Consider the following 12465-nt stretch of genomic DNA (forward strand, 5'->3'; position numbering starts at 1 on the left):
GTCAGATGTTGATCATGTGGCCGGCGAGGCCGTGGAATGCTTCCTGAACCGCTTCGGACAGCGTCGGGTGCGTGTGCACGTTGCGCGCGGCTTCGAGGGCCGTGAGGTCCCACTTCTGGGCAAGGGTCAACTCGGGCAGCAGCTCCGAAACATCCGGCCCGATCATGTGCGCGCCGAGGAGTTCGAGGTGCTCGCCGTCAGCGATGACCTTGACGAAGCCGACCGCCTCGCCCAGCCCGTTCGCCTTTCCGTTCGCGCTGAACGGGAACTTGGCGACGCGGACGTCGTAGCCGGCATCGCGCGCCTGCGCCTCCGTCAGACCGAAGCTTGCGACCTGCGGCGAGCAGAACGTCGCGCGCGGCATCATCCGGTAGTCGCCGAGGGGCATCGTCTCGGCCTTGCCGATCGTCTCGGCGGCCACCACGCCCTGTGCCTCAGCGACGTGAGCGAGCTGCAGCTTGGCCGTGACGTCGCCGATCGCGTAGATGTGCGGAACGTTGGTGCGCATGTAGTCGTCGATGTCGATCGCGCCGCGGTCGGTGAGCTTCACGCCGGTCTTCTCCAGGCCGAATCCTTCGACGCGGGGGGCGAAGCCGATCGACATGAGCACCTTGTCGGCGTCGATGGACCCCTGGGATCCGTCGTTGTTGCCGGTGTAGGCGACAGTGACGTGGTCGCCGTGGTCGGTGACGCTCTCGACCTTGGTCGAGGTGAGAATCTCGATGCCGTACTTCTTGTACTGGCGTGCGATCTCCTTCGAGACCTCGGCATCCTCGTTGGGAAGCGCGCGGTCCAGGAACTCGATGATCGTCACCTTGACGCCGTAGTTCGACAGCACATAGGCGAACTCCATGCCGATCGCGCCCGCGCCGACGATCACGATCGACGTCGGCAGCTCGCGGGTGAGGATCTGCTCCTCGTACGTGACGACGTTCTCGCTGAGGGACACGCCCGGGAGCAGCCGCACCGTCGAACCGGTCGCGATGATCGCGTTGTCGAAGGTCACCGTCTCGGTGCCGCCGTCCGAGGTCTTGACCTCGATCGTGTGGTCGTCCATGAACGAGCCACGGCCGTCGTACTCCGTGACCTTGTTCTTCTTCATCAGGTAGTGGATGCCCTTGACGTGACCTGCCGCGACCTCACGGCTGCGGTCCCAGGCGACGCCGAAGTCGAAGTGCACATCGCCCGAGATGCCGAACAGATCGGCCTTCGCGTGGAACGTGTGCGCGAGGTCCGCGTTGCGCAGCAGCGCCTTCGACGGGATGCATCCGACGTTCAGGCACACCCCGCCCCAGTACTTCTCTTCGATGACGGCTGTGGACAGACCCAGCTGAGCGCTGCGGACGGCCGCGACATACCCGCCGGGGCCGGCACCAAGGATGACGACGTCGTAGTGAGGCATGCTGCCAGCCTATCGCTCGGCACCAATCCCACGGCGACAGTTCGGCGGATGAGCATACGGGTGATCGACTCGACATTCGGGGAGCGAATCGGACTATCCTGGGGAGCCTGAGGAGGCACCCCGTGGAACAGAATGCGCCCGCTGAACCCGACGAGATCCGTCGCGCCTCCGGCGACCCCGCCGCGTCGGCTCTCGGTGGCCGTGGGGCCGACACGACGGTGTCGTTCGGACACGATGCCGACCTGTCGTTCGTGCCGTTCGGCAGCGACCTGAGCGAGGTCGAACTCGAGGCGATCGATGCGCTGCCGTCGGGATCTGCGCTCATGATCGTCCGCTCCGGCCCGACTGCGGGTGCACGCTACCTGCTGGATGCCGACGTGACGACGGTGGGTCGCCATCCAGAAGCAGACATCTTCTTCGACGACGTGACGGTGTCGCGTCGGCACGCCGAGATCACCCGCACCGGCAAGACGTTCGAGTTGGTCGATCAGCGTTCGCTCAACGGCACCTACGTCAATGGAGAGCGGGTTGATCGCGCCGTGCTCACCAACGGATCAGAAGCCCGGGTCGGCAAGTTCCGACTGAACTTCTTCGTTTCGCCCGCCGACCTCGAGCCCGCGGCGGAGCAGTGATGGCGGGCGTTCCCGCCCGTGATCGCGCCTCCGCAGCGGGGCTTCTGAGCATCGGTCAAGTTCTCGCGCGGCTGTCTCCGGAGTTTCCGGGCTTGAGTTCGAGCAAGCTTCGCTTCCTCGAGATGCAGGGCATCGTGACGCCCACGCGCACCGAGTCCGGATACCGCAAGTTCGCTCCCGCCGACGTCGAGCGCCTCCGGCTCGCGCTCACACTGCAGCGCGACCACTACCTGCCGCTCGTCGTGATCCGCGAGTACCTCGATGACGTGGATGCGGGGCGTGACCCGGTCACGCCACTGCCGGCACCGCCGACCTCGATCGTCGCAGCCCCGCGCCGATACCGTCGTGAAGAGCTGTTGGCCGCCGCGGGTGCCGCTCCGCAACTGCTCAACGATGCCATCAGCACCGGAGTGATCACGGGATCCGAGACCTACTCCGAGCAGACCGTCGCGTTGTTGCGGTGCCTCGTGGCACTTGACCGCCACGGCATCGAGCCGCGCCACATCCGCACGCTTCGGCAGAGCGCGGAGCGCGATGCCGCTCTGGTAGAGTCAGCCGTCGCGCCGCTGGCTCGACGTACGGACGCTGCCTCGCGCGGGCGGGCGGAGGAACTCGCGCCCGAACTGGCGCGGCGCCTGGAGGAAGTGCGCTCGATCTTCCTGCGTTCCGCTCTCGAACGTTTTCTCTCGTAGCGCGACACGCCGAGGCGCAACGGCCGGATGTCGTTGCCCGAGACACGTGGCTGATCTAGCGTTGACATGTCCGATCGAACTGGGGAGGTTGCCATGACGGCACGCGAGGCGGAATCGACGCCCAGCCTGACGGCAGATCTCCTGTTCACCGATGGTCTTCCTGCGCTCGACGACGAGGTGGGCTACCGCGGCGCGGTCGCTGCCCGCGCAGCGGGGATCACCTACCGGCAGCTGGACTACTGGGCCCGCACCGAGTTGGTCGAACCGACAGTGCGCGGCGCATCCGGGTCGGGATCGCAGCGACTGTACGGCTTCCGCGACATCCTCGTGCTCAAGCTCGTGAAGCGGCTGCTCGACACCGGCATCTCCCTGCAACAGATCCGCACGGCCGTCGAGCAGCTTCGCGCTGCCGGCATCCGGGATCTGGCCGGCACGACGCTCATGAGCGATGGCGCATCCGTCTACCTCTGCACGTCCAACGACGAAGTGATCGACCTCGTCAGCCGCGGTCAGGGCGTGTTCGGTATCGCCGTCGGCAAGGTACTGCGTGAGGTCGAGTCCACCCTCGTCGAGTTCGACCCGCAGGCTCCGGATGCCGTCGACGAACTCGCGGCGCGCCGCGCCGCTCGCACAGCCTGACCGGCGCCGCAGCACCTGATCCGGCAGTACCCGCTCTGCAGCACCTGCTTCGCAGGGGATGCGGTTAGGACGCGGCGTCGGGGGAGGGGATTCGGCCCGTGCGCATGACCCGGTCGAGGATCGCGTCGAAGTCGGCCGCCAACTCCTGTGCCGAGTCGCCGGGCCAGATGTGGAGCGGCTTTGCCGCACCCTGCGCCTGCTGCAGTGACGTGCGCTCGGGAAGCTGCGGCGACAGGACGAGAGGACCGAACATCTCCCGCAGCTCCTTGATGCGGAACTGGTGCTCGATCGACTGAGGCCGCACGCGGTTGACGACGATGCCGAGCGGCTGAAGACGAGGGGACAGGCCGCGGCGGATCTCTTCGATCGCACGCAGCGCGCGGTCGGCAGCGGCGACCGAGAACAATCCGGGCTCGGTGACGACCACGACGCGGTCGCTTGCCGCCCAGGCGGTGCGCGTGAGTGCGTTCAGCGAGGGTGCGCAGTCGATCAGAACGAGGTCGTAGTCAGCCTCGATCGTCGCGAGTGCTTCCTCGAGCTTCCACACGTCGCGAACACTCGGATGCGGGCCGTCGAAGTTGATCGCGGACGGCGACCCGATCATGACATCGATCGTGCCGGGGTGGACCTTCGCCCATCCGCTGGAGGTGATCGCCTGTCGAACGACCTTCTCTTTCGGGTTGGCCAGCACGTCGGCGACGTTGAGCTTTCCCGCCACCTGGATATCCATGCCCGTCGAGACGTCCGACTGGGGGTCGAGATCGACCACAAGGGTGCGGACACCGCGGGCGAAGGCGGCGGAGGCAAGCCCCAGCGTGACAGTGGTCTTGCCGACACCACCCTTGAGCGAGCTCACCGACAGTACGTGCACGAGGCTCTACGTTACCGTCCCCTAGGCTGGGTGCACACTCAGGCAGGCCCCCTCACCCACAGCGAGGTGTGATGTTTCGCAAGATCCTGGTAGCAAACCGTGGCGAGATCGCGATCCGAGCCTTCCGGGCCGCCGTCGAACTCGGAGCCCGCACTGTCGCGGTCTACCCCTACGAGGATCGGTACTCCCTGCACCGGCTCAAGGCCGATGAGGCCTACCAGATCGGTGAGCGCGGTCATCCGGTGCGCGCGTACCTCGACGTCGACGAGATCATCCGCGTTGCCCGCGAGAGCGGTGCCGACGCGATCTACCCCGGCTACGGGTTCCTCTCGGAGAACCCCGAGCTGGCTGAGAAGGCCGCAGCCGCCGGAATCACCTTCATCGGACCGCCCGCCGCCGTCCTGGAGATGGCAGGCAACAAGGTCACGGCGAAGCAGCACGCCGTCAGCGCCGGGGTGCCGGTGCTGCGCTCGACCGATGCCTCCGACGACGTCGACGCTCTTGTCGCGCAGGCCGCCGAGATCGGCTTCCCGATCTTCGTGAAGGCCGTCGCCGGCGGGGGAGGCCGCGGCATGCGCCGAGTCGAGACCGCCGAGGAGCTGCCGCCGGCGCTGGCCGAGGCGATGCGCGAGGCAGGCAGCGCCTTCGGTGACCCGCGGGTCTTCCTCGAGCAGGCCGTGCAGCGTCCCCGACACGTCGAGGTGCAGGTGCTCGCCGACAAGACCGGACACACGGTTCACCTGTTCGAGCGCGACTGCTCGGTCCAGCGCCGTCACCAGAAGGTGATCGAGATCGCTCCGGCGCCCAATCTCGATCCCGTGGTGCGAGACGACCTGCACCGCTACGCGGTGGCCTTCGCCGAGTCCATCGGCTACGAGAACGCCGGCACAGTCGAGTTCCTGCTCGAGACCGCGGGACCGCGCACCGGCGAGGTCGTGTTCATCGAGATGAACCCCCGCATCCAGGTCGAGCACACCGTCACCGAAGAGGTCACGGATGTCGATCTCGTGCAGTCGCAGATGCTGATCGCGTCGGGGTCGAGCCTGGACGAGCTCGGCCTGACGCAGGACCGCATCCGTCTGCGTGGGGCGGCGCTGCAGTGCCGCATCACGACGGAGGACCCCACGCAGGGGTTCCGCCCCGATACCGGGAAGATCACGACGTATCGCTCGCCCGGCGGTGCCGGCATCCGTCTGGACGGCGGCACCACGGCCGCCGGCTCGCAGATCAGCCCGCACTTCGACTCCATGCTCGCCAAGCTCACCTGCCGCGGGCGGGACTTCGGGGCCGCGGTGCTTCGCGCTCGGCGCGCGCTGGCGGAGTTCCGCATCCGTGGCGTGTCCACCAACATCCCGTTCCTGCAGGCTGTGCTCGAAGACCCCGCCTTCCTCGCCGGCGACCTCTCGACCTCGTTCATCGACGAGCGCCCCGAGCTGCTGCGTGGACGGGAGTCCAAGGACCGCGGCTCGAAGATGCTCAACTGGCTCGTCGACGTGACGGTGAATCGCCCCCACGGCGAGAACCCGCTGACGGTCAGCCCCGCACTCAAGCTCCCGACGATCGACCTGACGGAGGACCCGCCGGCGGGCTCGCGTCAACGACTCCTCGATCTCGGTCCTGCCGGGTTCGCGCGAGCGCTGCGCGAGCAGACCCCGCTCGCGGTGACCGAGACGACGTTCCGGGACGCGCATCAGTCGCTGCTGGCCACACGGGTGCGCACCAAGGATCTGGTCGCCGTGGCGCCCTACGTCGCGCGCATGACTCCCGAACTGCTCTCGGTCGAAGCGTGGGGCGGAGCCACCTACGACGTGGCGCTCCGGTTCCTCGGCGAGGACCCCTGGGAACGTCTCGACCGACTCCGCGAGGCGCTGCCCAACGTCGCGATCCAGATGCTGCTTCGCGGACGCAACACGGTCGGCTACACGCCGTATCCGACCGAGGTGACGGATGCCTTCGTCGCTGAGGCCGCCGCAAGCGGCGTCGACATCTTCCGCATCTTCGACGCGCTCAACGACGTGTCGCAGATGCGTCCCGCGATCGATGCCGTGCTGTCGACGGGCACCGCGGTCGCCGAGGTCGCGATGTGCTACACGGGAGACCTCCTGAACCCCGCTGAGGATCTCTACACCCTCGACTACTACCTGCGACTTGCCGACCAGATCGTGCAGTCCGGCGCGCACATCCTGGCGATCAAGGACATGGCGGGTCTGCTGCGCCCGGCTGCAGCATCCGCTCTGGTGAGCGCGCTGCGCGAGCGGTTCGACCTTCCCGTGCACGTGCACACGCACGACACCGCCGGCGGGCAGCTCGCGACCCTGCTCGCCGCGTCCGCGGCCGGTGCGGATGCCGTCGACGCGGCGTCTGCTCCGATGGCGGGAACGACGAGCCAGCCGTCGCTGTCGGCGCTCGTCGCCGCGTTGGCGCACACCGAACGCGACACCGGCATCGACCTGGCGGCGGCATCCGATCTCGAACCGTACTGGGAGGCCGTTCGTCATCTGTACCGCCCGTTCGAGTCGGGGCTCCCCGGCCCGACAGGTCGCGTGTACCGGCACGAGATTCCCGGCGGTCAGCTCTCGAACCTGCGCCAGCAGGCGATCGCCCTGGGTCTTGCCGAGGACTTCGAGTTGATCGAGGACCTGTACGCCGCGGCCAACGACATCCTCGGTCGGGTACCGAAAGTGACCCCGTCCTCGAAGGTCGTCGGCGACCTCGCGCTGCACCTGGCCGCCGTCAAGGCCGACCCCGCCGACTTCGCCGCCCACCCCGAGCGCTACGACATCCCCGACTCCGTCGTGGGGTTCATGGCAGGTGAGCTCGGCGATCTGCCGGGTGGATGGCCTGAGCCGTTCCGCTCCAAGGTTCTGCAGGGGCGCGAACCGCGCGCCGCCACCGCTCCGCTGCGCGCCGAGGATGCCGAGCGACTCGCCGGAACCTCGAGCGAGCGTCGTTCCACCCTCAACCGGCTCCTCTTCCCGGCGCCGACGAAGGAGTTCGAGCGTGTACGAGACACGTTCGGCGATGTGAGCGTGCTGGACACCGTCGACTACCTCTACGGACTCGAGCACGGATCCGAGCACGTCGTGGAGATCGAGCGCGGCGTGCAGCTGTTCGTCGGGCTCGAAGCCATCGGTGAGGCCGACGAGAAGGGCATGCGCACCGTCATGACCACGCTCAACGGCCAGCTTCGCCCCGTGTTCGTGCGCGACCGCAGCATCTCGGTCGAGGTGCGCCAGGCGGAGAAGGCTGACACGTCGAAGCCGGGTCAGGTCGCCGCGCCGTTCGCCGGCGTCGTGACACTGAAGGTCGGCGAGGGGGAGGCGGTTGCAGCCGGTCAACCGGTCGCCTCGATCGAAGCGATGAAGATGGAGGCGGCGATCACGTCGCCGGTCGACGGCATCGTCGAGCGACTCGTGATCGCGTCCCCGCAGCAGGTCGATGCGGGGGATCTTTTGCTCGTCGTGCGACCCGCCGGATAGCCTGGAGGGCGGCGCAGCGCCGCCACATCGACGGCAGGGAGAGCACGTGGCAGATCGACCGGACTCGGAACAGCCGGAGAACGAAGAGCACGGCATCCTCGACGAGGAGCGGGTCGACACGTCGGGGATCTTCCTCGGCGGCTCGACGGCGCAGGTCGATGTCGCGTTTCCCGTTCCCGCCGACGACGATGACGCGATCGACGAGGACTTCGACGAGTCGTCCGCGCAGGAACGCATGACGCAGCCCGCGCCCGCGGAGCGAGCCGACACCGCTGAAGCCGAGATCATCGACGATGCCGTCGCGGATGCTCCGCAGGAGCGCCACGACATGGATATCGAGGATGCGGTCGAGGCGGACGAGCCCGAGCCCGCACCGGCATTCACCGACCGTGTCGCCGTTTCGGTGGCGCAGCCGGTCCGCGCGGTGGAGCCGACGGCCGCGGTGTTCGACGTCACCCTCGCCTCGAAACGCCTCGGTGAACTGGAGGTCAGCCGTGAGGGCGCGGACGTCCTGACCGCCGACCGACTGCTGGACCCGCATCATGTGGCGAAGGTGGAGCCGGAAGGATTCTGGCAGAGCACCCTCTACCGGGCCTCGGGCACACTCATCAACCTCGGCGACAGCAAGAAGGCGCGTGCCCGTAAGGAACTCAGCCGGAGGATCGCGGCTCCGCTGCCCGGCGGCGCGCGGTTCGTTCCGGTGCTCAGCCGCAAGGGTGGCGTGGGCAAGACCACTGTCACGACGCTGCTCGGGATGGCGCTCGCCGATGCCCGCGATGACCGTGTCGTCGCGGTCGACGCCAACCCCGACCGCGGGACGCTGGCGGAGCGGATCGGACGCACCAGCGGCAAGACGATCCGAGACCTCGTGCGCATCAAAGACGAGGTGGTCGGATACAACGACCTGTCGACGATCGTCGCGCGCGACGAAACGCGGCTCGACGTCCTCGCCTCCGACGCCGATCCTCGCGTCTCGGAGGCGTTCGGTGATGACGACTACCGTGCAGCTGCCGCCGTCGCCGCACACTACTACTCGGTCGTGCTGACCGACACGGGGACAGGCATCGTGCATTCCGTGATGTCGGCGACCCTGGAGCGTGCCGATGCGCTCGTCGTCGTGGCGGGCCTGAGCATCGACGAGGCGCGTCTCGCATCCGAGACTCTCACCTGGCTCGAGACGAACGGGTACGGCGATCGTGTGCGCGAGGCCGTCGTGGTGCTCAACACCACGCGACCCGGGTCACCGCTGGTTCGGGCGGACGAGGTCGAGGCTCACTTCCGGACTCGCGTACGCGCCGTCATCCGGATGCCGTACGACTCCCACATCGCGTCAGGAGCGGCGATCGGGTTCCACGAGATCCATCCTGCGACGCGCGAGGCCGCGCGCCAGCTCGCGGCAGCAGTCGTCGAATCCCTGCGCACCCCCGCGGTGGTGTGAGCGCTCATGGCTGTTCGACCCATCCGCGTGTTCGGTGACCCCGTGTTGCGCGCACCGAGCGTTCAGATCGACACGATCGACGAGGGGACACGGGCGCTGGTCGCCGACCTCCTCGACACCGTCGCGCTCCCCGGACGTGCCGGCGTCGCCGCGCCGCAGATCGGCGTCGGCGTTCGCGCGTTCAGCTACAACATCGACGGAGAGATCGGCTACGTGCTCAACCCGGTGCTCGTGGCGGTCTCGGGCGAGCCGGAACTCGTGGGGGAGGGGTGCCTGTCCGTGCCCGGACTCTGGCACGACACGCTGCGGCATCCTCACGCGGTCGTGCACGGCATCGACCTGGAGGGAAAGCCCGTCATCCTGGAGGGCGACGGCCTGATGGCGCAGGCCCTGCAACACGAGACCGACCACCTCGACGGGAAGCTCTACCTGGACCGGCTCGACCCGGAACGCCGCAAGCGCGCAATGCGCGAGGTCCGTGAGTCCGACTGGTTCTGACACGTCCGATCGCGAACGGCGGGGTGCCTGCTCCTGCAGGAACCCCGCCGTTGTGCGTCACGGTCTCAGGGTGAGGACTAGGACAACGACACGTTGGATGTCGTGACCGGCACCGCGTAGAGCTCCTCGATGTGGTCGCCGAAGTCCGCCATGATCACGTTGCGCTTGATGCTCATCTTGGGTGTGAGGTGGCCGCTTGCTTCGGTCCATTCCGTGGGGAGGATGACGAACTTGCGGATGGACTCGGCGCGGGAGACTGCTGCGTTGGCGCCGTCGATCGCCCGCTGCACTTCGGCGCGGACCGCCTCGTGGGACGCGGCATCGTCGAGAGACATCTCGCTGGGCAGCCCGTTGTTGGCAAGCCACGTCGGCAGCATCTCGGGATCGAGGGTGACGAGGGCCGAGATGAACGGCTTCTGGTCGCCGACGACGACGACCTGACCGACGATCGGGTTGGCGCGGATGGGATCCTCGAGAGCGGCGGGCGCGACGTTCTTGCCGCCCGCGGTGACGATGATCTCCTTCTTCCGGCCGGTGATCCGGAGGAATCCGTCCTTGTCGAAGGCGCCGATGTCGCCGGTCTTGAACCATTCGCCGTCGAAGGCGGCCGCGGTCGCCTCGGGGTTTCGCCAGTACTCCTTGAAGACGTCGATGCCGCGGACCTCGATCTCGCCATCCTCCGCGATCCGCACGCCGACGCCCGGCAGCACGGGCCCGACGGTTCCGATCCGGGACTTGCCGGGGAGGTTGACGGTTGCGGGAGCGGTGGTCTCGGTCAGACCGTAGCCCTCGAGGATGTCGACGCCGAGGCTGTGGAAGAAGTGGCCGAGACGCTCGCCCAGGGGAGCGGATCCCGACACGGCGTACTCGACGCGCCCGCCCATCGCTTCGCGGAGCTTCGAGTACACGAGCTTGTCGAACAGGCGGAACTTCAGCCCCATCATGAACGGGACCTTGCGTCCTTCCTGGATGTACTTCGAGTGCTCGATCGCGGTGTGCGCTGCCGCCCGGAAGATCTTGCCCTTCCCGCCGGCCTCCGCTTTCTGCTCTGCCGAGTTGTAGACCTTCTCGAACACGCGGGGCACCGCGAGCAGGTAGCTCGGCTTGAAGGATCCGAGCGCGGGAAGGAGCTGCTTCGTATCGGGCTGGTGCCCGGTCTTCACGCCCGCGTGCACGTTGAGGATCGAGATGAAGCGCGCGAAGACATGGGCCGTCGTGATGAACAGGAGTGTCGAGGCGCCCGGCTTGGCGACAACCTCCTTCAACGCCTCCGCGGAGTTCCGGGAGAGCTCGACGAAGTTGCTGTGGGTGAGGACGCAGCCCTTGGGGCGGCCTGTTGACCCGGAGGTGTAGATGAGCGTCGCGATGTCGGCACCCACGGCGAGCGAGCGCCGTCGCTCGATCTCGTCATCCGTGATCGCCGCGCCCTTCTCGACGAGCGCGTCGAGGTCTCCCTTGTGCATCGCCCACGTCGACCGGACGTGGGGGAGGTCGGCGAGGGCCTCCTTGACCCGAGCCTCATGGTCGGCCGACTCGCAGATGCAGGCCACGGCGCCCGAGTCCGACAGGTTCCACGCGATCTGCGTCGGGGAGCTGGTCTCGTAGATGGGGACCATGACCGCGCCGGCGAAGAAGATCGCAAAGTCGACGAGTGTCCACTCGTACGTCGTGCGGGCGATGAAGCCCACCTTGTCGCCTGGCTCGATCCCGCCGGCCACGAGTCCCTTTGCCAGCGCCACGACCTGGTTCAGGAAGTCGGATGCGGTGATGTCTCGCCAGCCGGTGCCGTCGGGAACCGCGAACAGCGCGAGTTGTGGTGTCTTCTTCACCCGCTCCACGAGCAGATCGGTGATGTTGGCCTGCGGATCGGGGGCCACGACCGCGGGTGTATCGAACTGGACCACGGCAACTCCTTCGGTACCGGTGAAAAGCGGATCGGTGTGACCGCCAATGCTACCCGATGAGACTCGATCTCACCCTGGATGACACCTCGTTCCAGATGGTTTTCGGGGGGTGTCTCGCCGGGATCGCCACGCTCAGACCGCCGGCCCGTCGTGACTAGACTTCAGAAGCGCCGGTGAGGGAAGGAGCGTGCGAGCGGTGTTCTACTGGCTCATGAAGTACGTGGTCATCGGCCCCATCGTGAAGGCGATCTTCCGCCCCTGGATCGTGGGTCGACGCAATGTGCCCAAGACCGGCGCGGCTATCCTCGCCAGCAACCACCTCTCGTTCGCGGACTCGATCTTCCTCCCGTTGATGATCGATCGCCCGGTCACGTTCTTGGCCAAGAGCGACTACTTCACCGGGAAGGGCATCAAGGGGTGGGCGACCCGGGTGTTCTTCAAGGCGACCGGTCAGCTGCCCATCGACCGCTCCGGGGGCAAGGCATCCGAAGCGTCGTTGAACACGGGCCTCCAGGTCCTCGGCCGGGGTGACCTTCTCGGTATCTATCCCGAGGGCACTCGCAGTCCCGATGGCCAGTTGTACCGCGGGCGCACGGGAATCGCCCGGATGGCGCTCGAGGCTCGCGTACCCGTCGTGCCGTGCGTCATGGTGGACACCGACACGATGATGCCCATCGGGCGAAAGATCCCGAACGTTGTCCGGGTGGGGGTGATCATCGGCGAGCCCCTCGACTTCTCGCGCTTCCACGGGATGGAAGGCGACCGATACATCCTGCGTTCCATCACCGACGAGATCATGGTCGCGCTGCAGCGGCTGGGGGAGCAGCGGTACGACGACGTGTACGCCTCGACCGTCAAGAACCGTGCGGTGCCGCCGCGCTCTGCGCCCGTGCCCGCCCCGATAGACTGA

At 67.5% G+C, this 12465-nt stretch carries 10 protein-coding genes; 7 read left to right on the forward strand and 3 right to left on the reverse strand.

Annotated elements, in window-relative coordinates; all coding sequences use genetic code 11:
- Position 1: 1 nt before the first annotated feature.
- Positions 2-1402, reverse strand: coding sequence for a dihydrolipoyl dehydrogenase (lpdA, locus tag AC3ENO_RS06115; protein WP_434969729.1), 1401 nt, complete (start codon positions 1400-1402; stop codon positions 2-4).
- Positions 1403-1524: 122 nt separating this feature from the next.
- On the opposite strand from lpdA, the gene AC3ENO_RS06120 reads away from it, so the two are divergent.
- The 3 genes from AC3ENO_RS06120 (at position 1525) to AC3ENO_RS06130 (ending at position 3365) form a co-directional block, all read left to right on the forward strand.
- Positions 1525-2034 (forward strand): FHA domain-containing protein, encoded by a 510-nt coding sequence (locus AC3ENO_RS06120; protein ID WP_434969730.1) that lies wholly within the window; start codon positions 1525-1527, stop codon positions 2032-2034.
- On the forward strand, positions 2034-2726 hold the full coding sequence (ftsR, locus tag AC3ENO_RS06125) for a transcriptional regulator FtsR (RefSeq protein WP_434969731.1): 693 nt from the start codon (positions 2034-2036) through the stop codon (positions 2724-2726). Before AC3ENO_RS06120 ends, ftsR begins: the two co-directional genes overlap by 1 nt.
- A 93-nt stretch (positions 2727-2819) precedes the next feature.
- A complete protein-coding gene (locus AC3ENO_RS06130; RefSeq protein ID WP_434969732.1) occupies positions 2820-3365 on the forward strand; it encodes a MerR family transcriptional regulator in 546 nt (181 codons plus the stop codon).
- Between the two features lie 64 nt (positions 3366-3429).
- Here the strand turns inward: AC3ENO_RS06130 and AC3ENO_RS06135 are convergent, their stop codons facing one another.
- Positions 3430-4236: a ParA family protein gene (locus AC3ENO_RS06135; protein WP_434969733.1), complete on the reverse strand. Its 807-nt coding sequence runs from the start codon at positions 4234-4236 to the stop codon at positions 3430-3432.
- Between the two features lie 71 nt (positions 4237-4307).
- Between AC3ENO_RS06135 and AC3ENO_RS06140 the strand changes: the two genes are divergently transcribed.
- From AC3ENO_RS06140 to AC3ENO_RS06150, 3 genes are read left to right on the forward strand one after another with little or no spacing between them, the layout of a single operon-like run.
- Positions 4308-7715, forward strand: a complete 3408-nt coding sequence (locus AC3ENO_RS06140) for a pyruvate carboxylase (protein ID WP_434969734.1) — start codon at positions 4308-4310, stop codon at positions 7713-7715.
- A 46-nt stretch (positions 7716-7761) separates the two neighbouring features.
- Positions 7762-9153: a MinD/ParA family ATP-binding protein gene (locus AC3ENO_RS06145; RefSeq protein WP_434969735.1), complete on the forward strand. Its 1392-nt coding sequence runs from the start codon at positions 7762-7764 to the stop codon at positions 9151-9153.
- Positions 9154-9159: 6 nt separating this feature from the next.
- Positions 9160-9651, forward strand: coding sequence for a peptide deformylase (locus tag AC3ENO_RS06150; protein WP_434969736.1), 492 nt, complete (start codon positions 9160-9162; stop codon positions 9649-9651).
- Between the two features lie 77 nt (positions 9652-9728).
- On the opposite strand, the gene AC3ENO_RS06155 is transcribed toward AC3ENO_RS06150, so the two are convergent.
- Complete coding sequence (locus tag AC3ENO_RS06155) at positions 9729-11555, reverse strand: AMP-dependent synthetase/ligase (protein ID WP_434969737.1); 1827 nt, start codon at positions 11553-11555, stop codon at positions 9729-9731.
- A gap of 196 nt (positions 11556-11751) precedes the next feature.
- On the opposite strand from AC3ENO_RS06155, the gene AC3ENO_RS06160 reads away from it, so the two are divergent.
- The gene (locus AC3ENO_RS06160) at positions 11752-12465 is read left to right on the forward strand and encodes a lysophospholipid acyltransferase family protein (RefSeq protein WP_434969896.1); all 714 of its coding nucleotides are present in this window, start codon (positions 11752-11754) and stop codon (positions 12463-12465) included.

It is taken from the genome of Microbacterium sp. bgisy207 (assembly GCF_057706855.1).

Excerpts from the sequence above, each read along its gene's own strand:
- lpdA (WP_434969729.1), bottom strand. The coding sequence starts at position 1,402 with ATGCCTCACTACGACGTCGTCATCCTTGGTGCCGGCCCCGGCGGGTAT.
- ftsR (WP_434969731.1), top strand. The coding sequence starts at position 2,034 with ATGGCGGGCGTTCCCGCCCGTGATCGCGCCTCCGCAGCGGGGCTTCTG.
- AC3ENO_RS06130 (WP_434969732.1), top strand. The coding sequence starts at position 2,820 with ATGACGGCACGCGAGGCGGAATCGACGCCCAGCCTGACGGCAGATCTC.
- AC3ENO_RS06140 (WP_434969734.1), top strand. The coding sequence starts at position 4,308 with ATGTTTCGCAAGATCCTGGTAGCAAACCGTGGCGAGATCGCGATCCGA.
- AC3ENO_RS06150 (WP_434969736.1), top strand. The coding sequence starts at position 9,160 with ATGGCTGTTCGACCCATCCGCGTGTTCGGTGACCCCGTGTTGCGCGCA.